Annotated in this window: 13 protein-coding genes and 5 pseudogenes; 6 read left to right on the top strand and 12 right to left on the bottom strand. The window is 61.2% G+C overall.

All coding sequences use genetic code 11. The features are described from left to right. Positions 1 to 36: 36 nt before the first annotated feature. The 4 genes and pseudogenes from AB8B29_RS31465 to AB8B29_RS31450 form a co-directional block, all read left to right on the top strand. The gene (locus AB8B29_RS31465) at positions 37 to 318 is read left to right on the top strand and encodes a ribbon-helix-helix domain-containing protein (protein WP_037198323.1); all 282 of its coding nucleotides are present in this window, start codon (positions 37 to 39) and stop codon (positions 316 to 318) included. Further along, positions 308 to 625, top strand: a complete 318-nt coding sequence (locus AB8B29_RS31460; protein WP_047641447.1) for a type II toxin-antitoxin system RelE/ParE family toxin — start codon at positions 308 to 310, stop codon at positions 623 to 625. Before AB8B29_RS31465 ends, AB8B29_RS31460 begins: the two co-directional genes overlap by 11 nt. Before the next feature lie 173 nt (positions 626 to 798). After that, positions 799 to 1,041: pseudogene (locus AB8B29_RS31455) on the top strand (IS5/IS1182 family transposase); the annotation flags it as partial. Positions 1,042 to 1,090: 49 nt separating this feature from the next. Beyond that, a pseudogene (locus tag AB8B29_RS31450) lies at positions 1,091 to 1,429 on the top strand (tyrosine-type recombinase/integrase); the annotation flags it as partial. Between the two features lie 45 nt (positions 1,430 to 1,474). Here AB8B29_RS31450 and AB8B29_RS31445 read toward each other — a convergent pair. From AB8B29_RS31445 to AB8B29_RS31405, 9 genes and pseudogenes are all read right to left on the bottom strand, one after another. Then, on the bottom strand, positions 1,475 to 2,104 hold the full coding sequence (locus AB8B29_RS31445) for an invasion associated locus B family protein (RefSeq protein WP_047641252.1): 630 nt from the start codon (positions 2,102 to 2,104) through the stop codon (positions 1,475 to 1,477). Between the two features lie 103 nt (positions 2,105 to 2,207). Continuing rightward, the gene (locus AB8B29_RS31440) at positions 2,208 to 3,950 is read right to left on the bottom strand and encodes a ShlB/FhaC/HecB family hemolysin secretion/activation protein (RefSeq protein ID WP_197070378.1); all 1,743 of its coding nucleotides are present in this window, start codon (positions 3,948 to 3,950) and stop codon (positions 2,208 to 2,210) included. 11 nt (positions 3,951 to 3,961) lie between these two features. Continuing rightward, the gene (locus AB8B29_RS31435; protein ID WP_439006985.1) at positions 3,962 to 9,907 is read right to left on the bottom strand and encodes an MBG domain-containing protein; all 5,946 of its coding nucleotides are present in this window, start codon (positions 9,905 to 9,907) and stop codon (positions 3,962 to 3,964) included. A gap of 314 nt (positions 9,908 to 10,221) precedes the next feature. Beyond that, a pseudogene (locus AB8B29_RS31430) lies at positions 10,222 to 10,389 on the bottom strand (IS701 family transposase); the annotation flags it as partial. Between the two features lie 53 nt (positions 10,390 to 10,442). Then, positions 10,443 to 10,933 (bottom strand): annotated as a pseudogene (locus tag AB8B29_RS31425) (IS6 family transposase). Between the two features lie 52 nt (positions 10,934 to 10,985). After that, positions 10,986 to 11,696, bottom strand: a pseudogene (locus AB8B29_RS31420) (MFS transporter); the annotation flags it as partial. A 143-nt stretch (positions 11,697 to 11,839) separates the two neighbouring features. After that, positions 11,840 to 12,157 (bottom strand): hypothetical protein, encoded by a 318-nt coding sequence (locus tag AB8B29_RS31415; RefSeq protein WP_244655252.1) that lies wholly within the window; start codon positions 12,155 to 12,157, stop codon positions 11,840 to 11,842. 326 nt (positions 12,158 to 12,483) lie between these two features. Further along, positions 12,484 to 14,742 (bottom strand): xanthine dehydrogenase family protein molybdopterin-binding subunit, encoded by a 2,259-nt coding sequence (locus AB8B29_RS31410; protein WP_113102574.1) that lies wholly within the window; start codon positions 14,740 to 14,742, stop codon positions 12,484 to 12,486. Between the two features lies 1 nt (position 14,743). Then, positions 14,744 to 15,205, bottom strand: coding sequence for a (2Fe-2S)-binding protein (locus AB8B29_RS31405; RefSeq protein WP_092576439.1), 462 nt, complete (start codon positions 15,203 to 15,205; stop codon positions 14,744 to 14,746). Positions 15,206 to 15,239: 34 nt separating this feature from the next. Between AB8B29_RS31405 and AB8B29_RS31400 the strand changes: the two genes are divergently transcribed. Next, positions 15,240 to 15,521 carry a hypothetical protein gene (locus AB8B29_RS31400; RefSeq protein ID WP_162734489.1) on the top strand — a complete coding sequence of 94 codons (282 nt, stop codon included), beginning with the start codon at positions 15,240 to 15,242 and terminating at the stop codon, positions 15,519 to 15,521. A gap of 352 nt (positions 15,522 to 15,873) precedes the next feature. After that, complete coding sequence (locus AB8B29_RS31395; RefSeq protein ID WP_162734488.1) at positions 15,874 to 18,756, top strand: ATP-binding protein; 2,883 nt, start codon at positions 15,874 to 15,876, stop codon at positions 18,754 to 18,756. Between the two features lie 6 nt (positions 18,757 to 18,762). Here the strand turns inward: AB8B29_RS31395 and AB8B29_RS31390 are convergent, their stop codons facing one another. From AB8B29_RS31390 to AB8B29_RS31380, 3 genes are all read right to left on the bottom strand, one after another. After that, positions 18,763 to 18,942 (bottom strand): hypothetical protein, encoded by a 180-nt coding sequence (locus tag AB8B29_RS31390; protein WP_312865293.1) that lies wholly within the window; start codon positions 18,940 to 18,942, stop codon positions 18,763 to 18,765. Between the two features lie 145 nt (positions 18,943 to 19,087). Further along, positions 19,088 to 19,810 (bottom strand): alpha/beta fold hydrolase, encoded by a 723-nt coding sequence (locus AB8B29_RS31385; protein WP_047641246.1) that lies wholly within the window; start codon positions 19,808 to 19,810, stop codon positions 19,088 to 19,090. Positions 19,811 to 19,957: 147 nt separating this feature from the next. Further along, entirely contained in the window at positions 19,958 to 21,148 is a 1,191-nt protein-coding gene (locus AB8B29_RS31380; RefSeq protein WP_141694131.1) for an MFS transporter, read from the bottom strand. Between the last annotated feature and the right edge of the window lie 147 nt (positions 21,149 to 21,295).

Below are 21,295 nucleotides of genomic sequence, written 5' to 3'. Positions count from 1 at the left end.
GTAAGGTTTCCTACCAAAAGGCCGAAGAGGATAACCATGTCGAACGTTTCAAAGGTCAGCATTGCAGTTACGCCACAGCAAGCTGAGCTGCTGCGGGATGCGGTCGAGAGTGGCGCCTATGCCAGTAGCAGTGAAATTGTCCGCGAAGCGATGCGTGATTGGTCCGCGAAATGGGCTACCCGAAAGAACGATATCCAGCATCTGCGCGAACTGTGGGCGCAGGGTAAAGCCAGCGGCACACCAAGAGCTGTTGATTTCGAGGCAACCCACGAAAAGGCTCGCCAGAAACTGAGTGCCGCTCGCAAACATGGTGGTTAAGCTTGTTTGGTCGCCTCAGGCCGAGGATGACGTCATCAGTATTTATGTCGAGATTGGCCTCCACCAACCGCTGGCGGCTGAGCGCTACTACGAGCAGTTTAAGCAGAAGGTCAGCCTTTTGGCCGATCAGCCGCAGCTTGGTCAGCGGCATCCCGAAATCGCAGCCAGCGCGCGGATGTTGGTTGAAGCACCTTATGTTATTCTCTACGAGACGATTCCGGATGCCGATCAGGGACCAGTCGACATCATACAGATTGTGCGTGTTGTGGATGGCAGGCGCGATCTGCGCAACTTTTTAAAAAGTTAGAAGCCGCCCGGCTATGTGAAGTAGAGTGTCGCTTTCAGCTAGATTTGCGCCACTTTTTCATTTCGCATTGTACCAACTGATTACATTTATGATGTTGATCGAAAACATCTTCTTGCAGTGTGGGTGGATCCGTCCGAAATGAAAAAGTGGGTCAAATTCGTGCGATAATCAACAACCGACACATCGAAGCGATCAGGGCGGACGGTCGGATGAAATGGCAAGTAACGACCGGCTATGGCAAGCGCTCGCTGGTCGAGACCGCCATCGGCGGATACAAATCGATCATCGGACCTCGACTGCGAGTACGCTCACTCGGCGCGCAACAGACGGAGGTCGCCATCGGCTGCGCCGCCCTCAATCGCATGCTCGCATGTGCACGCCCGAAATCCGTCCGGTGCGTGACAGCTACCGCATAGACATAGCATCACAGACTGAAATCCGTTCAGTCATCGACCGATGCACCAACGCCCGGTCGATGCGCTAAATGCCTGGCTTGCGGCAGCGCGGATCGACAACGGCAGCGTGTTTCAAAAGATCGATCGCCGGGGCAATGTTTCCAAGCGTTCGCTGGATCCGAGGGCGATCAACGACATCGTCAAGCACAGAGCGGCGCTGGCCGGCCTCGATCCAACTGAATTCTCGGCACACGGTATTCGCTCGAGCTATCTCACTGAGGCCGCGAACAGAGGTATTCCGCTTCCCGAAGCCATGGAGCGATCCCGGCATCGATCCTTCCAGCAGCCCTCCGAATATTACAACAGCACTACCAGGCGGAGCGGAAGGGCCGCACGGCTTCTGTCCTGACAATCGTCTGATGTTCATCGGACAAGTTATGTGATGATCGATGTGCTAGCGCGCCTTATCCAAGGCTGCCATGGCCTGGTCGAGGCCCTTCCAGGAGAGGGGAATTGCGACGGTCTGGCCGGAGGCATCTGTGAAGCGCAGCTGTCCGTCTGTGCCGGCGCGCAGGATGGCAAGCGATGCCGCATCAGGCTTGGCGCTTGCCGCACAGCTGCCGGCAAGGCAGCGCTGCCAGGACAGCTCAAGCCCGCCCTTTTCCTCATCCCCCGTCTTGCCGTTACCCGACAGGTGGATGGTGCCCGGCAGGGATATGTTGACCGGCACTAGGGCTGTCAGGATCAGCTCCTTTTCCCCCGGTAGGCGTCCAATAGCGACTTGGGCGATCGGCTGGCTCTGGCCCTGCACCTGCACGGTCTGCATGACCTCGCAAGTCTGGGCGCCGGCGCGGCCGGACTTGCTCGCATCGGCTGCGGTTTGTGCCGACGCTGGAAGCTGCACACAGCGCAGAACCCAGCTGCCATAGCTGGCCGTGGTCGCTGTCGGCTCCGACGGGATGGAGGCCTTCGCAGGATCCGGTTTGGTCGTATCAGGCTTGGTCTGGGCGCCTGCTGGCAGCGCCATCAGGCTGACGCTCATGATGAGGATAGCAGAACGAAGGAGATTGGCTGTGATGCGCATGGAAATGGGAACCGGATTGAATGACTTGGAGAGATGCCAGGAAACCAGAAGCTCTGCCCATGATCTCCCTGGTGAATGACGCGGCGAGGAAAACCAGCCTTGGTCAAAACCTTGCGATGAACCTTAGGTTGAAGCGGTTTGTGCTGTCAATATCGGAGGCCTGCCCATGGGCATATTCCAGCGACAGCGTGTCCGAGTGCGGGCTCGCCTTTTCCGACAGGCCGAAGCGGATACCGGCCCCGAAGGCACTTGCCCGCGTGATACTGCGCTCCACCGAGGTCGGCTGCTCGAGCTTGGCAAGGCCCGCGGCGGCAAAGACATAGGGAGCAGCAGCGCTGCCGAGCGCCGGCGCCAGACTGAAAGTGAGGGGAAAGGCCGCCTCCGCACGCATGGCTGCACCAGCATCGCCTTCAATCTGGCCGCCGTTGAAGGCCGATAGCCAGTCGAAGCCGCCGAGCGCAAACTGCTCGGAGGAGGCCAGCGCATCTCCGAACGAGGTCTGTGCCTTGGCCGCCAGCGAGATACGCACTCGATCGGCGGCGAGTGATTGGCTGTAGAAGGCCGAGGCTTCGAGCTTGCGGAAGTCGGGTTCCGCCCCATCGCGCGACAGCGGCAGATCGCTGGTCGCACTGCGTGCGCCGAGCGCATCAAGCCCGAACGAGGCCGTCAGGCTGCCGCTCAGCTGGCCGCCCCAGGCGGTGATCATGTCGCCGCTCTGCGTCAGGCGAAGCACCCGCAGCTGGTCTTCCGTGAAGGCGGAACGCACACCGTCAAGATCGAGCTTCTGCTTTTCCTGCGTCACGTCAAAGGAGAGCACCGAGCTTGTATTGAGGTCGCGGGCGCGGATCCAGCTGTAGCCGAGCTTGGTGGAGAGGCGCTGGTAGTGATCCACCATCGTATAGGCAAGATCCGAGGTCGGATGCGTCTGGCTGTCGACGCCCTCCATGTTCAGCCAGGCGCCATCGGTGCCGAGCGGAACCGTGAAGCCGGCAATCACCTGACGGTTGCGCGGATCGTCGCTGAAGATACTGTCGTTGAAGCCCGGATAGCCCGACAGGCGCAGGTAACCGACTTCGCCAAGACCGAGCAGGCTGTTGAAGTCAGCGCCGAGACCAACCGTATAGGTGCCGAGGTTTTTGGCAAGGTTGTTGTCCATGGTCACCGTGGTGGTCACCGCATCATAGCGGCCATCAACCACGACCACCGTGGTACCGGGCTTTGTACCAGCCTTCAGCGTCGACTTCAGCATGACGCCCGGAGTGTCGCCCGCCAAAAGCAGGCGTCGCTCCAGCTCGGCTTTCGTCACGCCCGGCTTGCCGACGAGCGGCGCAAGCACGCTTTCCACGCGCGCCCTGACCGCAGGCGAAAGGGCAGATGCGTCGATCGCTTCCACCTGTCCGTTGGTGACGACCAGCCGCAGCGGCCTGCCGTCCCTGATCGTCTGGGCCGGCAGCGTCACGCGCACCAGCAGGTAGCCGGCCTTGGCATAGGCCTCCTCCAGCCGGCGGGATGCAGCAAACAGATCTGCGCCCGTGACCCGCCTGCCCTTCAGCGAGGCTTCGATCGCAGCCGTCTGGGAACCAAGCTCTGGCAGGCCACCCTCCACCGCCAGCCCAGACGGCGTCACGCGCAACTTCTCGGCACCCTTCGGCGCCTCCGCACCGGTTGAGGCCGGAAGGCTCAGGCCTCCCGCCACCGCACGCACCACAGGCGGCGCATAGCTCTCCTGCGTCACCTGGCTCGCCGTCTGGGCAAACGCTGAAACCGGCAGCGCAAACATCGTGCCAAGGCCGAGCACAGAAAGCGCCCACGTGACAATAATGCGGTTCAAAAATGGGTTCATCATCTTATTCATCGTCAGTTGCCGGTGCAGGTAATGGCGAGGCCCGAACTCGATTGAGCCTGCCCCATCTGGGCGCCGGAACAAGTCTCGGCGGTCATGATAAACTTGCCAGAGCTCGGGTTGACAGCTGGATTGTCGTAGACCACAGCCTGCGGCGTTAACTGGGACGGAATGAGTATCGGCTCCAAAACCTCGTGGCTGGTCGTGTTGACCGACAGTGGGCGGGGACGGGGTGCTACGGTGCTCAACGGGGAAACTATCAGTGTGCCGGCAGTATAGGTAATCCTGTAATTGCTGTTACGAAGCGAGCCTTGCACAATGCCGTAGGCGCCAACATTCGACGCCGAGGTCGCCGATGTTGCAAGTGCGCCGAACAAGCTGTCTCCGGTTACGAGGCCCGAACCGCCGACCGTATAGGTGAGCTCCGGAACCGGATCGCCATAGGTCATGCTTTGGGCATTGGCCGCGACAGTAATCGACCGCTGGGCAACCGTCAGGGTACCGGGCTGATAGCTGATGGTGTAATTGCCCGAGGTCAGCCCCGAAGCCGTGATGGAATAGGTGCCGGCATTCACCGCGCCCTGTGCGGTGCCGCCATAGCTGAGCGTGCCGCCGAGCGATGCCGCGCTGTCGTTGCCCACGAAGCCGCTATAGGTCACGCCATTGCCGCCGCCATAGCCAAGCCCGTCATAGGTCTTGCTGTCATTACTGGCCGCGACAGTAATCGACCGCCGGGCAACCGTCAGGGTACCGGGCTGATAGCTGATGGTGTAATTGCCCGAGGTCAGCCCCGAAGCCGTGATGGAATAGGTGCCGGCATTCACCGCGCCCTGCGCGGTGCCGCCATAGCTGAGCGTGCCGCCGAGCGACGCCGCGCTGTCGTTGCCCACGAAGCCGCTATAGGTCACGCCATTGCCGCCGCTATAGCCAAGCCCGTCATAGGTCTTGCTGTCATTACTGGCCGCGACAGTAATCGACCGCTGGGCAACCGTCAGGGTTCCGGGCTGATAGCTGATGGTGTAATTGCCCGAGGTCAGCCCCGAAGCCGTGATGGAATAGGTGCCGGCATTCACCGCGCCCTGCGCGGTGCCGCCATAGCTGAGCGTGCCGCCGAGCGACGCCGCGCTGTCGTTGCCCACGAAGCCGCTATAGGTCACGCCATTGCCACCGCTATAGCCAAGCCCGTCATAGGTCTTGCTGTCATTACTGGCCGCGACAGTAATCGACCGCCGGGCAACCGCTAGGGTACCGGGCTGATAGCTGATGGTGTAATTACCCGAGGTCAGCCCCGAAGCCGTGATGGAATAGGTGCCGGCATTCACCGCGCCCTGCGCGGTGCCGCCATAGCTGAGCGTGCCGCCGAGTGACGCCGCGCTGTCGTTGCCCACGAAGCCGCTATAGGTCATGCCATTGCCGCCGCTATAGCCAAGCCCGTCATAGGTCTTGCTGTCATTACTGGCCGTGACCGTCAGAGCGGCCTTGCTGATCAACAGGGAGCCCGAAACGAAGGTGATGTCGTAGCCTAACTGGCTGGAGTAAAGCCCGGAGAGCTTCAGGCCGGTACCGGTATAGGTGCCGGCATTGGCACTGCTTGCAGTATAACTTGCAGTGCCTTGCACAAGAGATGTGGTGTAGCCGGACGGGCTGTAAACCAGGGTCCCCACATCGGAAGAGGTAGCCGACCCATCATAGGTCTTGGTACCGCTACCGCCGGTGACAGTGAGGCTGGTCATGAAACTGCGCAGCAACGGCATGGTGTCGCCATCATAGATGCGCCATACAGAGGACGTGCCCCCAGCATCGTCGATGCTCCAGCCGGCGCCGGTGAAGGTCGCCAGAGTTTTCATGGCTGCCGTGGTCAGGCCCGTCACGCTGCCTGGGCCACCGAATATGCCAACCGACTGGCCGCTGGTCTGCGTATCCCAATAGGCCGACGTGATGGCCGAGGCGCCGGCGTTGTTATAGCCCGCAAACCCACCGAGCTGCGTGCCACCAGAGACATAGCCGGTCGAATAGGCGTTGCTGATGGTGCCATCGGTGAAGTTCACGCCGACGAAGCCGCCGATATTGCTCGCGCCGGAAAGACCGATCACACGGCCAGTGGCATAGGCATCGGTGATCGTCCCCTCATTGTGGCCGATGAAGCCGCCGATCGGGCCAGAGCTGCCGGTGACGGTGCCGGTGGCATATGATTGGCTGATGGTACCGCCGTCATTACCGGTGAAGCCACTAGCACCCACGAGGCCGCCGATATAGCCCATGCCGGCGCCCGTATTGGTGCCGGTGACGTTACCCGTGGCATAGGACTGCGTGATGCTGCCGCCATTGACGAGATAGCCGACGAGGCCGCCGATCTGATAGCCCGCGCCGGTGACATTGCCGCTCGCGGAGGCGCGGCTGATGGCGCCGCCGTCATTGGCTCCCACGAGACCGCCGGCGTTGGTTTCCGAGGTGCTGGCGCCGGTGACCGTGGCGCCGGCGGACGCCGAGGAGACGGAGCCGCCGTGCATGTAGCCGATCAACGCGCCCACATCATCATTGCCGGTGATGCTGCCGCCGGAGAGCGTGACGTTGCTGATCGTCGCGCCGTTGGTGTAGCCGAACAGGCCGACGTAATTTGTCCCACTGCGATTGATGGTCAGGCCGGTGATGGTATACGACTGGCCGTTGAAACTACCCGTAAATTTGCTTGAACTGCTGCCGATCGGCACGAAGCCGGAAGCCCCCCAGAGGCCGCCGTAATAGCCGTTGCTGCCAATGGCGAGCGCGCTTGTCATGTCGATGTTCGCCCCCAGCTTGTAGCTGCCGGTGAGATCCTGCGACATCAGTTGCAACGCCGCCGGCGTGGCGATGACTGTCGAATACTCGTTGCGCAGCATCGGCCGTGTCTCGCCGGCGATCATCACCCAGACGTTGGAGAAATCGAAACCCGAATAGGTCGATTGCGCACGGGCGCTGCCGGAGCTGAAGCCGTTGCCCACCACGCTGGTGGACTGGCCCGTCGAATCCATGTCCCAATAGACGTTGGTACTGGTGATGGTCGTGCCATCCCCGCTACCGACGACGCCGCCAGTGCCACTCGCGCCGGTCACCAAACCGCTGGCATAGGTATCGGTCAGCGTGGAGCCTTGCACCGTGGTGCCGACCAGGCCGCCGATCCCGATGCCCGTACCCGTAACCGCCCCTGTGGCGTATGACGTGGCGATCGAACCGGCACGGTTCCGTCCAACGAGGCCGCCGACTTCATCCGTGCCGGCCACGCTGGCGGCGGAGGACGAAAGTCCGATCACGGCGATATCGCTCCACCCGACGAGGCCGCCGACCTGTGCGTTTTGCCCGGTCACCGTCCCCGTGACATGGACATTCGACAGCGTACCGCCCGAGAGGCGTCCCGCAACGCCGCCCACGGTGCCGTTGCCATTGATCGACACATTGGAGAGGGTCAGATCGCGGGCCGTACCGAACAGCATCCCGAACAGGCCCTGCGTCGATTGGGTCGGCCTGTTGATGGTGAGGCTGTCAACGAAGTGCCCGAAGCCCGCCAAGGTACCGGAGAAGCCGGAGATGGCGTCGAAGCCCGCGCCGCTGTTCCAGTTTGAGGTCGCCGATGCGTCGATGTCATTGCCGAGAGCGTAACTACCTGAGCCACTCATGCTTTGAAGGGCGGTGACATCGTGAATGAGCGTGTAGGACGTGCCGTTGAGGGAAAGCGAAGCACCGCCATCCGGCAGGGAAACACGGGCGCCGTTGCTGAGGCTGTAGCTGCCGCCATAGGTGAGGCTGACCGCTGCATTGGTGCCGCTCTGGGTCACATCCTTGGAGAGGATCAGGTCGCCCGCGGCCGACAGCGTGAGGCTGGAGTTCGCGTGGCTGTCGGTCAGCGCGCCGTTTATGGTCAGAGCGCCAGACGTGGTGGCGAGCGACAGTGTACCATTGCTTGTGAGGTTGCCGGAAACCGTCAGGGCCTGCCCACTGGTGAGGGCAAAGGATCCGGCCACGCTCGACGCCCCGAGCGCCGACACCAGATTGCCTGTGTTCGTGAGCGTGACAGAGCCACCATTGGCGGTCGTCGCCGTCAGCGTTCCAGCCTGGATCGCGGTACCGCCGGCCTGGCTGATGCCGCCGGAACCCGCGCTCAGCACCAGCCCGCTGCTGGCATTGCTTCCCGAGATGTTGGCGTTGATGAAGACGCCACCCGTGCTCGCATCCGCAAGCAGTGACAATGTGGTGGCGGCACTCCAGGACACGGCGCCATTTACCGTGATATTACCGGCCTCCGCCCCCCCTCCATTGGTCGTGATCGCAACGTTGGTGGACCCAAGATAGGTGCTCAGGGTCGAGTTATTGATGTTGGCGCCGCTGGCCAATGGCACGACGTTCCAAGGGTTGCCCGACACCGTGACCGAGACATTACTACTGCCCGAGGACGAAATGGTGACGTTGTAAGGGTCGATCAGCCATGTGCCGGTCTCACCCTGCTCCGAGAGGGTTGAAACCGTTATCTTGTCACCGAGAAGCAGGTTGTGTCCGGATGTCTCAACCACCCCACCTGCTGCGTTGCCCGCGCCGGTGGCAGTAATGGTGCCTAAGAAGACGGTCGTGTCGTCTGACCACACGACGGCGCGCCCACCGGCACCCGCCGTGCCGTCCACCCGGATGGTGGCACCGTCTGCCACGTAGGCTTTGTTGGCAGTGGAGACGAGTTCGGAAACGAATTTGTGGCTCGCGTTGCTACCGCCCTGATAATCGCCACCCAGAAGGACAGTGCCACCCGCAGCGCCGCTTGCGTCGATGACGGAGCCGCCTTCTGCGGCCACGACATTACCGGTTATAATAACCGTTCCTCCGACGCCTGTCCCGGTCGCTCTGGCGTCCACCACCGAGCCGACGTCGATGATGGCGCTGCCATCCGAGTCATCGGTAGCTGCCGTGATCTTGACGGTACCGCCACCCTTGGCGCCCGATGCATCGACGGTCGCGCCTTTCAGCGCAACGGATCTGCCGGTCACGGTGATCTTGCCGCCCTTGCCAGTTGCCGAGCTTGCCTTGACCTTACCGGAGATTGCGACCTTGCCGCCGTCTCCGCCGCCAAGGGTGATCGCACCATCGCTGCCCGAGACGCTGTTGGCTTCCACCACGCCGGACAGGTTGATGGAATTGCGCGCCGCATTGCGGGCCGCGGCAGCCTTCATGACCACGGTGCCGCCTTCAGCCGAAATCGTGCCGCCGTTCTCGATCAGCGCGCCATTGCCCTCCGCGCCGTCCTTCGTGGGTACTGCCACCTGCAAGAAACCGTCGCCCGATAGGTCGAGCGTCGCCTGCTCCCCGGAACCCAGGCCCACCTTGCCCATGGGAACGGCAATCAGCCCATCATTCTTCACGGTACCGCCGAGCAGCGCGGCATAGCCGCCACGACCGACGGTGATCACGCCTTCATTGCTGACACCGGCAGACGCGCCATTGCCATTGAAGTTATACTGGCCCTTGAGGAAGTCGTCGTTGGAGATGTCGAGCGTCGAGGCGACGAAGCCGCCACCGACCCTGACCGTACCCGTTGGGGTGATGGCGATGCCATTCGGATTGATCAGATACACCTGTCCATTGGCGCTGAGTGTGCCGGCAATGGTCGAACTCGTGTTACCGGTAACACGGTTGAGAATAGCCGAACCCGTTCCAGGCTGGACGAAGTTGACGCTATTGCCCTGACCGACGGAAAAGCCGTTCCAATTGACGATGGCCTTGTCGGAGCTTTGGGTGATGGTGGTCGATGTGCCCGATGTTGCGATCGCAACCCCACCCGACACTACCTGACCACCTGTGGGAAGATTGTCTGCGGCAAAGGCAGCGTTTCCAAAAACCGGCTGTGCCACAAGCGCCGTCGAGGTCAGCAAAGCGGCCATCAGCCAGCGCTGGCCGTTGTGCGAGCGTTTCGAGCAGATGCTGGCCGAAGGGCGGATCATTATGCAAAATACCTCTATTATTAGAAAGTCAATCAATTCAACGCAAAATGGCACGTTATCGAAACCTGACTCAAAGCGCAATTCTGAGTCGCGGAAATTCCTACACCCAGGGTATATGGAAAGCCTTTCACCTAGTACTAAAGTTGCGTTTTGTGACTTGTTTTTGTAGTGGGCGCTGGCTGCGTAGGCTTGATGCTTTCGTCGCCAGAGTGACCATACGAGAACGAAGCCAGTCCTGATTGGTGGTCGCAGTAGGAGCCGCGTGATCAGATAGCGGATCTCTGCGACAGTTGGTAAAAGCGCAAGTTTGTTAGTCAGGCGGCGATTGGCGGGTTTGGACTCGTTTCGTTCGGTTTGCCAGCGGCGCTGCGGCGCAAATCGGAGCCCAACTTGGCGAGGAACGCTGCAGCCGCGATGACGAGCGTCATGTGGCGGTACCAGGCATGCCAGGAACGGGCCTCGGAATGGTCGAGGCCGAGATCGGGTGATGTCAGGTTAATTGAGACGAGTAGCGCAATGGGCAGGCTTGCAGTAATCACGCGGCGATGCCTGCCGCATTCCTCCAATGGGCGATCGCCCTCAGGCGATGCAGGTGGACATCGATAGCTGTCTTTTTCGAGCGGGTTGGGACAAAGAGATTCCGAACCGCGGAGAAGACGCTGACGAAACGTTGCAACGCGCCTGCCGAACGGAACCGCTGCATCACCCGCTCCCGTTTCCGCAGCGGCAGGCGCGAGCGGCACGCCAGAGCCAGTGTTTCCGCCTGCCGATCGTCACGACCACCTCATCCAGATGCCACACGTCATTCGGGCTGGGCGCTTTCCGCCGCAAGCGGGCGGCATAGTCGGGGCCGAACTTCTTTGCCCAGCATCGGATCGTTTCATACGAAACGACGATGCCGCGCTCCAACAGCATTTCCCCGATCAGGCGCAGGCTCAATGGAAATCGGAAGTACTGCCAAACTGCATGGGCAATCAGAGACGGCGGAAAGCGATGACGTTTATAATTGACTGGGCTCTGGCTCATCACCGCGAGATAGCCGCAAAATCTTTCAGCTCCAGTTAACCTGACAGCGCCTTGATATCCCCAAGGCCGCAACGATTATCATCGCCCAGACATTCCACCGCCGCAGCCCCGACAGTTCGTGCACGACGGAGCCTCCGTGAAGGGCTTCGGTGCGCGGAACGAAGAGGAACAGCGCCAGGAGCGTGAGGGCACCCAGCGCAGCCATGGCGAGATAGGTATTCCGCCAACCGAGCGTCTGTCCCAGAAACGTTGCCAACGGCGATCCAAAGATCGTTGCTACCGTCAGGCCGGTCATAACGAGCGCGAAAGCCTTTCCTGCCCGGTCCGCGCCGAAGAAATAGGCCGCCACAACTGCTCCCGCTCCAAAGTAGGCGCCTTGCGGCATGCCGCTTATGAACCGGGCAACCGTAAACAGCCCGATATTGCTCGTCATCGACGACAGGACGTTTCCGACGAGCCACAGTCCCATCAGAAACAGCAAGAGATTGCGCCGATTGAGCTTCGCCGCCGCAAGCGTAACGAACGGTGCCCCAAGCACGACCCCGAAAGCATATCCGGTGACCGCGTTCGTCGCGGTCGGAATATTTATACCGAGATCGGCAGAATACAATTGGATAATGCCCATGCTCGCGAACTCGGACGTTCCGATACAGAAACTGCCCAGCATAAGCGCAAAAAGAACGAGCGTCCGGTTCTCATGGGGCGCATTGGATGGAGCAAGTTTCGTTGCCCGACACTGAGCTTCATAGGCTTTTCCAAACATAGATACCACCTCATCGGTCTGTGCCAACGAAACAACATGGATCGGCGCTCGCGCCTCTGTTCTGACCCAGGGTCCGACCGGTGAAGGCACTCAGTCGGTGCGAAATGACGGCAGGGGCGGTCTTTCGTACGCACCAAGCAGGCTCATTCCGGGCATGGCTGTCCGGCGGCTCCCCATTCCGCCATGTCCCGCAAGTGATCCTCGAAGGTTCCCGGCGGCGTGCTGCGACCCTCCCCAGGCTCCCACCCTCGCGGAATGAACCCGTTTAATGATGCATCGTGTCGAAGATGAGCGAGCAGGGCGACGGCATCGCGGCCGCCGTTGCGGGCTGGATCCCTGAGCTGCTTGCAGATTTCGGCGCCACTTCGGCCGTACCAAAGAAACTCCACCGGAGCGAGCTGCCAAGGAATGCCGGCGCGCGGCGGCGCGGGTGCAGGGTCGTTCGGGAGAGTGGACGTCATATGGCAGGTCGAACAGGGTGCCGCCTCGGCGCCAATCCTGCTCACCCCCCCATGGATGTTCATCCCGTGAACGCGAGACCTCGTTTCACCGGCAGGGGTCCAGATCGGAATACCGCCTGCGTCCACATGGCAATTTGCGCAGCGTGGATGGGTAACAACCGCCTCGATTCGTTTCCATGCTTCCATACCTGCCACACGGCTCACGCTACCCGGGGCCAGGGCATCCCTGGAACCTTCACCTTCGGCGTAGACCATCGCCGTGAGAGGGGCCATTATCCAAGCAGCGAGTGCAGCGGCAATCAGAGTTCTGTCCATGACCGCGCCTCTCAAACGAAGTCTATGAATTTGTTGAACGGCATCTCGCGGATGCGCTTGCCGGTCGCGGCGAAAATGGCGTTAGCGAGCGCCGGCGCCGCCGGAGGTACCGGCGGTTCGCCGATGCCGCGCACCGTGTAGTCGTTCTCCAGCCCGCGCACCTCGATCACCGGACACTGATACATCCGCATAGCTTCGTGGTGATTGTAGTTGGTCTGCTGGACTGACCCGTTTGCATAGGTGAGTTCGCAGTTCATAGCATGGCCGAGACCCCAGACAACGCCGCCCTGCACTTGGTTTTCGAAATTGACGGGATCGACGATCTTGCCGACATCGGCTGCCACCCAGACCTTGTCGATCCTGATGCCGGAATCCGTCATGGTCACTTCGACGATCTCGGCAACTGCCGTGCCGAAGGCCTCGACGAAGGCGACGCCGCGGCCCTTTCCGTTGCCGAGCGGTCCGTTCCAGCCGGCCATGTCGCCGACCGTTTGCAGAAGCGTCCGGTAGATAGGAATCTTGCACATGTCGATGCGCGCCTGGAGCGGATCGAGTCCGGCCGCATGGATCAGTTCGTCGATGAAGCTCTCTGTGAAAAAACCATTGGCCGAAGCGCCAACCGACCGCCAGGTGGTAGTCGGCGACACGCCCTGCACCTCGAAACTCGCCGCGCGGTAATTCGGGATGTCGTAGTACATGTTCCAGATACCCACGGCCAATTGGCCGTCTGGGGCATTCGGCGGCATATCCATCCGCCCCAACAGCTCCTTGAAGGGAGGCGTTGAGGCCACTTGGACATCGGCTGCCACGATTTTGCCGTCCTTGACACTGCCTCGATACCTGCCTATCGCAATCTGCCGCGGGATATCTTGCAGGAAGTCCTGTTCGCGCGAGAAGACGATCTTCACGGGCGTCCCGCGCAGTTGGTTCGCGATCTCGGCAAGCGCCCTGACGTTTTCGAATTCCAGGCGGTGGCCGAAGCTTCCGCCCGACCACTCGTTGTGGAAGGTGACCTGTTCGGGCTTCATGCCAATTGCTTTGGCCGCAATGTACTGCACCGATTGCGGCGTCTGGTGGCCAACCCAGATTTCCATCCTGTCGTCGGTCACTATGCCGATGCCGTTGAGCGGTTCCAGCGGCTGGTGGCCGACATAGGGCGCTCGATACTCCGCCTCGAGCAATGTCCCCTCTTTCAGACCGGCATCGATATCGCCGTCGTTACGCCACTGCTTGGCGAGGAATTCCGCGGTGAAGGAGGAACGCACGATGTCCCAGTGCCCATCTTGATCGGGCGGATATCTGGACGGTTCCCACACGCACTCGACGCGCTCCGCCGCCTGCATCGCATACCAGCTGTTCGTCGCTATGACAGCGATGCCGTTGGATATCTTCAGGATCTCACTGACACCCGGCATCGACTGCGCCTTGCTCGCGTCATACGACCTGATCGGCTGGCCCTTATTGGGATTGAGTTTGACTGCCGCATAGACCATGCCGTCCATCTTGCGATCGATGCCGAAAATAATCTCGCCCGTCACCTTGGCGCGTATGTCGAGCCGCTCCATCGGTTTGCCGATCAAGCGCCACTGCGACGGGTTGCGCAGCTTGACGTCCGTGACCGGCGGTATTTTCGCCGCTTCGGCCGAAAGCGCGACATATGGCATTCTTGTTCCGTCTGGCAGGATGACGTGGCCAGCCTCGGTGCGAATATCGGCAATGGCGGCGCCGCTCCGCCTAGCCGCGGCAGCTTTCAGCGTCTCGCGGGCAACTGCTCCGGCGACGCGTAGCTTTTCGTAGGTGTCGGGAATTGCGCTCGAGCCTCCGGTCATCTGCAGGCCCGACTGCCTCAGCCATTCCAGCGCAGCCACGCGGCCCTTCTCGGCTTCAAGGCTCTGGTCCGCCGCCATGAAAGGGGCGATCTCGTGCGCGAATCCGGTGTTGAAGTAGGCGGGGCTGGGGCCGGCGAAACGGACCTCGAACTGGCCGAGTTCTAGATCTAGTTCCTCCGCGATCATAATCGGCTGAATGGAACCAACACCCTGTCCGATGTCGGCATGCTGTGCGATAAGCGTGATCCTGTCGGGGCTGATCTCGACCCATGGATTGAAGGCGACCGAGTCCGGGCCGAGGTCCGCCGCCAGCGGGTTAGTCGTGCCGGGAGAAGCGGGATTGTCCTGAGCCTGACCATAGGACCCAAACACCACACCTCCGGCGACGGCAGCGGAGCCGAATACGAAGGCGCGGCGGGAAAGCACCGGCATCGTGCCCATCTCACTTACCTCCGATCTTTTCCGCGGCTGCGTGGATCGCGACGCGGATGCGCTCATACGTGCCGCATCGGCAGAGATTGCCCGACATGACCTCGTTGATATCCTCATCGGTCGGTTTGGGATGCGTTTTAAGCAGCGAGATCACCTGGATCATCTGGCCCGTCTGGCAGTATCCGCACTGCGCAACCTGGTGCTCGATCCAAGCCTCCTGCACCGGGTGCAGCTTGCCGTTGCCAACCCCTTCGATCGTGGTTATCGCCTTGCCGGCAACGTCTGCGATGCGCGCTTGGCAGGAGCGCACGGCCTCACCGTCGACTTGCACCGTGCAGGCGCCGCATTGGGCTATTCCGCAGCCATACTTCGGACTTGTAATGCCAAGCTCATCGCGCAGTACCCAGAGCAAAGGCATCTCGGGTATCACGTCGACTTGGTGCCTCGAGCCATTCACAACGATATCGAACATCGCAAGCCTTCCTTAGTTTGCTGGCACTTGGCTATTGCATGCAAACGTACCGGCGGCTTCCAACGCTGCAAAGGACAATCCGCCAGAATTTACCTTTTTTAACCAGCGATTAGGCCTCGGCAGAGGGGAGCGTAAGGCGAATTCTTTCGGTTTCGACGAACGCTTTTTTGCCATCGCTATTCCTCAGCAGTGGAATGGCGATGCGCACCGGCACTCCGCCGCCGAAGATGATGACCCGCCCGCCATTGCTTTGCTCTATGCCGAAGAGCGGCGCACCGGGTTGCGCCAACTGGCCCAGAGACGGTGGTCTTATTGAATAAACGCGCAGTCAATGCCTTGCCGATGGCGAGATCGCAAATGCTACAAGCGCGCCACCCCTGATCCACGACGGCTATGTTGTAGGCAATGCCGACGCTTGCGGCTTCGGCTTCGCCCGCCGCCAGCATCCGCTTCGCATCGGAGAGACTGAGGGTGGTGCGAGAACAAGGCATCGTCTTTATCGTCTCGGGTTGCTCTTCAACGGTGATCGATGTTTCCTAAGCTATATGCGTGTGGATGGCGCCGAGGTAAAAAGAGGGTTAAATTCGATGGCCTGCGAAAGCTCCCCAGGCTGGGCGTGGGGCGCACCTCGAAACGTCAAGTTTCATTGGGAAGTTATTCGTGAGTGCATGGAACAATCCGGCAGACTAGACGGCAAAACATACTGTTTCGGGGACTACCGGTTCATTCCAGACCGGCAACTCCTGACGCTTGGCGAAAAGCCGCTGCGCATTGGAGCGCGGGCTCTCGATCTTCTCCACCTGCTCGTCATCCACGCGGGGGAGGTCGTCGGCAAGGACCAGTTGATACGGTACGCCTGGCCGGCCACCTTCGTCCATGAGGGCAATCTGAAGGTCAACATCGCAGCCTTGCGCCGCGCCCTTTCGGGAACGGCCTCCGGGCTGTCGTGCATCGCCACGGTGAGCGGCCGCGGTTATCGCTTCGTTGCACCGTTGCGTGTGTACGGAGGAGACCACCAGCCCCCGCTCGAGACACCCAAGGCAGCGGGCTCGGAATTGCCTCTACAGACGGAGGTCGTCGGTCGCGACCGCGCAATTGCAGACCTTGTGGCCAAGCTTTCGGAATGCAAGCTCCTCACGATCGTGGGGCCAGCCGGGGTAGGCAAGACGACGGTCGCTGTCAGACTGACGCAAAGTCTGCTTGACCGCTTTCGCGACGGCGTTTGTTTTGTCGATCTTGCTGCCATCGGCGACCCACAACTCGTCGATGCCACGATAGCGGCGTCTCTGGGGGCCGGCGGCAAATGGACGAACATGCTTGCCGGCATCGTCGAGACGCTGCGCGATCGCGAAATGCTGCTGATACTCGACAATTGCGAGCACGTTCTCAGCACCGCTTCTGCGATCGCGGAACACCTGACGCTCGCTCTTCCGGGTCTTCATGTCATCGCAACGAGCCGGGAGCCGCTGCGGGCGCGATCCGAAAGCGTCTATCGCTTGTCGCCGCTTCCATACCCGGATGAGCAGGGCGGCGAGAACCGCGTGGAGGCCATGGCCTTTCCAGCCGTCGAGCTCTTCGTGAAGCGGGCGCATGCGGCATACGGCTACCAGGTCGATGATGCCGACTTTCCCGCCATATCGGCGATATGCCGCCGGCTCGACGGGATTGCGCTGGCGATCGAACTGGCCGCATCCAGGCTGCCGGCCTTAAAGCCGCCGGCCTTGCTCAACCTTCTGAAGGAAAGTTTCACTCCGCTCATCGCCCGTTCGGGTGGAACTCCCCAGCGGCACCAGACGCTGCTTGCGACATTGGATTGGAGCTACCAGCTTCTCTCAAAGGACGAGGCCAGGCTCCTGCGCCTTTTGTCGGTATTCTCGGCAAGCTTTTCTCTTGCCGATGTCATCGGTGTGGCCAGCCACATCGACAGAAGCATCGAGGAGATCGCGATGTACACCGAAAGCCTTGCCGCGAAGTCGCTTTTGTCGACCACGCACGATGCGAGCGGAACACGCTATCGGCTGCTCGACAGTACGCGCAGTTTCACCGGCGAACGGCTCGAAACGGCAGGAGAGGCAGTTGATGCGCAATCGAGCCACGCGCACTATCTCCTCCGGCTGTTCGAGCAAGCCGAGGCGGAGTGGTACTGGCGGCCGAGGAAGGAATGGACCGCCTCCTACGAACCGCGCATCAACGACTTGCGCAAGGCGATCGACTGGGCGTTGGGCGATGGCCTTGAGCACGAGGTCGGCGTACGCCTGACGAGTGCCGCAATTCCGCTTTGGGACGAATTGTCGATGGTCGCGGAAAGCCGGCGACGTGTCGAACGGGCGCTGCAATGTGTCGAAGCCTTGTCGCGCTGCGAACCCGCGGTGAAGATGAAGCTCATCGCATCCTATGCCTCGGGTCTCAATTTCTCCGACCGTCTCGGCCCAGAAGCCGACTCTGCATGGATGGAGGCAAATCAACTGGCGCGACAGATCGACAACGTCGACTACCAGTTCCGCACATTATGGGGCCTCGGCATATTGCAAAGCTTCACCGGGCGCCACCGGCAGACGATGGCGACGCTGACGCAATTCGCGCGGCTCGCGGCCGGCCAGCAAGAGGACCGACAGGTGGCTGCCGAGGGCGAGCGCGTCAGGCTCATGGCCGTCTTCTACTGCGGCAATGTCAGGCATGCGAACGATGACCTGAAACGGCTCGCGCGCGACTACGCAGCGACCGAGAAGCAATCTGGCATGGCCCGCTTCCAGATGGATCGGTTCGTATCGATCCGGGTGGCGTTGGCGATGGCGGCCTGGGTTGCCGGAGATCGTAGGGAGGCGGCTGCGGCACTTCGGGACGCGCTCGGACACAGCATCTCAAGCGATCATCTCGTCTCGCATTCCAATGCTCTTGCGCAGGCTGCCCTTCCCATCGCCTTATGGTCCGGTGAATCCGAGATTGCGCGGCAGCACGTCGCGGCGCTTGCCCGCAATCTCACCCTGCGCGAAATCGCGATTTGGCAACCTGTCTGCCGTTTTTACAAGGGTGCGCTCGCGTGCATGGACGGCGACGCAGAAGGGGTCGGCACGATGCGCCAGGCTACCGAGCAACTCATCGCCAACAATTTCCTCGTTCGGGTGCCGTTCTACCTCTCAATCCTTGCGGAAGCTGCGTTGCGTCACGGACGCATCGCGCTCGCGCGCGACAGCTTGAGCGCTGCTTTCAACCGTGCCGACAGACAGGGCGAGCACTGGTCCCGGCCGGAACTGCTGCGCGTGCGCGGTCTGCTTCAGCGGCTGGACGGCGATCTGGCCGGTGCCTCAGAAACCTTGTTGCTCGCTGCGGAGACCGCGCGGGAAAGCGGCGCTCTTTTCTTCCGGCTGCGCGCCTCGACGTCGCTGGCGGAGTTGTGGGCCGAAACCGACCGGCAGGCGGCGGCCGAGCTGCTTTCGCCGGTATATGCCGAATTCGATGACGCACTGCCTTGCGCGAGCGTTACGAAGGCCCGTAGGTTGCTTGAGGCCCTCGCGCGGCAAGATGAAGTCGCGCGAAAGGGATTATCCTGAATTGCCCTAGCCGTTCTTGTTGGCAACCAGCGCTGGGTCGAGGACGAAGGCCTTTTGCTCGGCGAGGTCGTTTATCTTCGACAGGTAGTCCTTGAATCGCGAAGTATCGCGGTGCGCCGCGACCGCGGCATTGTCGACGTAGAATACATCGACCACGTAGCGGTCGGCCTTCGCTTGGTCCGCCACACATCCCACCGCAGATTGCCTGGTTCCATCCGGCAGTGGGGCGCCATGCCGAAGAGCAGCGCCTCCAGAGCTCCGGCCTTGCCTGATCTGGCGAGCAAGGTCGCCATGATCTTGACATGAGACATGATCTGCTTCTCCCCGTTCGCTATTTCGCGGTTGCCGCACTCTCGATGAAAGCTGCAACCTCCTTTGGATGCGAGAGCATCACCGCGTGGCTGCTGTCGATCTCAACAGTGGTGGAACCGGCTCGCTTGGCAAATGCTCGCTGGAACGTCGGCGGGATCATCATGTCCTTCTTGGTGACCATGAAGTGCGAGGGCTTGGTCTTCCACGCGACCTTGTCGATCGGGGTCTGCACCGCCTCCAGGCCCCACGGAACCTGGGCGACGGCCATGAAGCCGGTTATCGTGGGATCGACGTCCGCTGCGAAAGCGGTCGGAAATTTCGAGGGATCAACCAGCAGGTAGCCATCCTTCGGCGGCAGCAGGGGCGCTCCCGACTCTCCCGCAGGCACGGGTTGTTCGGCAAGCGATGCCACCGATTCCTTGGCGTCTGGCGCAAAGGCGGCAAGGTAGACCAGGCTCTGCACCTTCGGATTATTGCCCGCCTCGGTGATGACCATTCCGCCATAGGAATGGCCGACGAGGACGACCGGTTTGCTCGCCGCCTCGATCACACGATTGGTGGCTGCAACGTCGCCGCTGAGGCTGATCGTCGGGTTCTGGACGACCAGAACCTCATACCCGTCGCCGGTCAGGAGGTCGAAGACCGCCTGCCATCCGGAGCCGTCAACGAATGCGCCATGGACCAGAACGATCGAGACAGGCTTGTCGGCGGCAAACGAAGCGACAGGAGAGGCAATAATCATGGCGGCGAGAAATCCCCAGATTGTTCGTTTCACAATTACCTCCAAGGTTGGAAACCCACCGGGACGATATCGCAGCGGCTGCAAGGCGGCTGGTTAAAAGAGGTAAAACCGACAGAAGCCACCGGAGCCGCAAACGGCGCTATGATATTACGGGAACGTTTGGGTTTTCCGGACCGGATACGGCCCCAGGAAAAGAATGAGGAGCGCACCGCCGACGAGCAGCAGCGCGCAGGCTTGAAGTATGCCCGCATAGGTGCCCGTGCGGTCGAAAACGTAGCCGAACAGGCTAGGCCCCACGAAGGCGCCAACCACGAAGATGCCGTACAGCGTGGCGTAGGTCGTTGCGTAGCTTCGCATCCCGAGATAGCGGGCCACCAGATAAGCCATCAGATCGAACTCGATCCCGGACGTGAGCCCAAGCAAAACGATCGCGATAGCGGCCGTCGAGAAACTCACACTGTCTTGTGAAAGGATAAGGCACGATACCGCGCCCATCGTGAGGATGACCGTGCCTACCGCAGGCGCCCAGAAAAGATCAACCAGAAGGCCGCCAAGCAGTCGGCCCGCAACGGCCGCTATCCCCACGAGAGAGGCGAGTCGGACGATATCGCCGGGCGGCAGGCGAAGCGAACGAAGGATGTTCTCGATATTGGGCAGCGGCGCAGCGACGGCGAGCGACATCGGAATAAAGACAATGGCGAGGAGCCAGAACGAGCGAGACAGGAAAGCCCGGCCGGCCATCATGCCTTCGAAGTCCTGGCCCGTGGCGGGCCTGACATGAACGTCCTTGCTTTGCGACCCGGCAAAGCCCCAAAAAACCAAGGGGCATGCGATGAAAACCGGTAGTGCGCCCACAACGAGAATTGCAACGCGCCATCCTCCGATCTCGATCAACAATTGGGCAAGCGGCTTCACCGCAAAAGCAAACAGGCCTGCTCCGGACAACACGATGCCGAGGGCGAGCCCCCGGCGCTCGGCGAAGGCACTGTTGATTACCCGCGTGAAAACGACCGGTGTTGCCCCCAACCCACATATCGCTATGGCGAGCCACGACAGATAGTATTGCGCCACCGAGCCGTTCGATGCCGCGAGAGTCATATAGCTCAGGCCCAGGCACGGCAGGGAAATCGACGCCACCGTGCGCGCGCCGAGCCTGTCGATCAATGTCGCGAAAAACGGACCCACGATCAGAACGGAACCGGCAAGCAACGACAAGCCGCCAAAGATGGTCGCAAACGACCAGCCGAATTCCTCGGCAAAAATCGGCGCGAAGACGCCGATCGTATAGAACGGGATGGCGGGCATTCCCAACAACGACCCGCACAGGCCGGCCAACACGAGCCGCCACCCGTCCCGGAACTCTTCGACACCCGTCCCTCTCACTGGAGCATTTCCTTTGTCCGAACCGGCAGGTCAGCGATCAGATCATGGTGCGATGCACAATGTGCAATTTATCGCGGCCTGTAAAGTCGCGCAAGGTTCACG

Origin of the sequence: Rhizobium sp. 11_C7_N12_5 (assembly GCF_051811145.1) — a bacterium.
Lineage (GTDB): Bacteria > Pseudomonadota > Alphaproteobacteria > Rhizobiales > Rhizobiaceae > Rhizobium > Rhizobium lusitanum.
The sequence above is the reverse complement of the archived record's forward strand: the minus strand, read 5'-3'. Positions and strand labels throughout refer to the sequence as shown.

Bases quoted from the DNA above. Each gene is read 5' to 3' on its own strand.
- AB8B29_RS31465 (WP_037198323.1), top strand. From the start codon at position 37: ATGTCGAACGTTTCAAAGGTCAGCATTGCAGTTACGCCACAGCAAGCT.
- AB8B29_RS31460 (WP_047641447.1), top strand. From the start codon at position 308: ATGGTGGTTAAGCTTGTTTGGTCGCCTCAGGCCGAGGATGACGTCATC.
- AB8B29_RS31445 (WP_047641252.1), bottom strand. From the start codon at position 2,104: ATGCGCATCACAGCCAATCTCCTTCGTTCTGCTATCCTCATCATGAGC.
- AB8B29_RS31440 (WP_197070378.1), bottom strand. From the start codon at position 3,950: ATGATGAACCCATTTTTGAACCGCATTATTGTCACGTGGGCGCTTTCT.
- AB8B29_RS31435 (WP_439006985.1), bottom strand. From the start codon at position 9,907: ATGATCCGCCCTTCGGCCAGCATCTGCTCGAAACGCTCGCACAACGGC.
- AB8B29_RS31415 (WP_244655252.1), bottom strand. From the start codon at position 12,157: ATGACGTCCACTCTCCCGAACGACCCTGCACCCGCGCCGCCGCGCGCC.
- AB8B29_RS31410 (WP_113102574.1), bottom strand. From the start codon at position 14,742: ATGGGCACGATGCCGGTGCTTTCCCGCCGCGCCTTCGTATTCGGCTCC.
- AB8B29_RS31405 (WP_092576439.1), bottom strand. From the start codon at position 15,205: ATGTTCGATATCGTTGTGAATGGCTCGAGGCACCAAGTCGACGTGATA.
- AB8B29_RS31395 (WP_162734488.1), top strand. From the start codon at position 15,874: ATGGAACAATCCGGCAGACTAGACGGCAAAACATACTGTTTCGGGGAC.
- AB8B29_RS31385 (WP_047641246.1), bottom strand. From the start codon at position 19,810: ATGATTATTGCCTCTCCTGTCGCTTCGTTTGCCGCCGACAAGCCTGTC.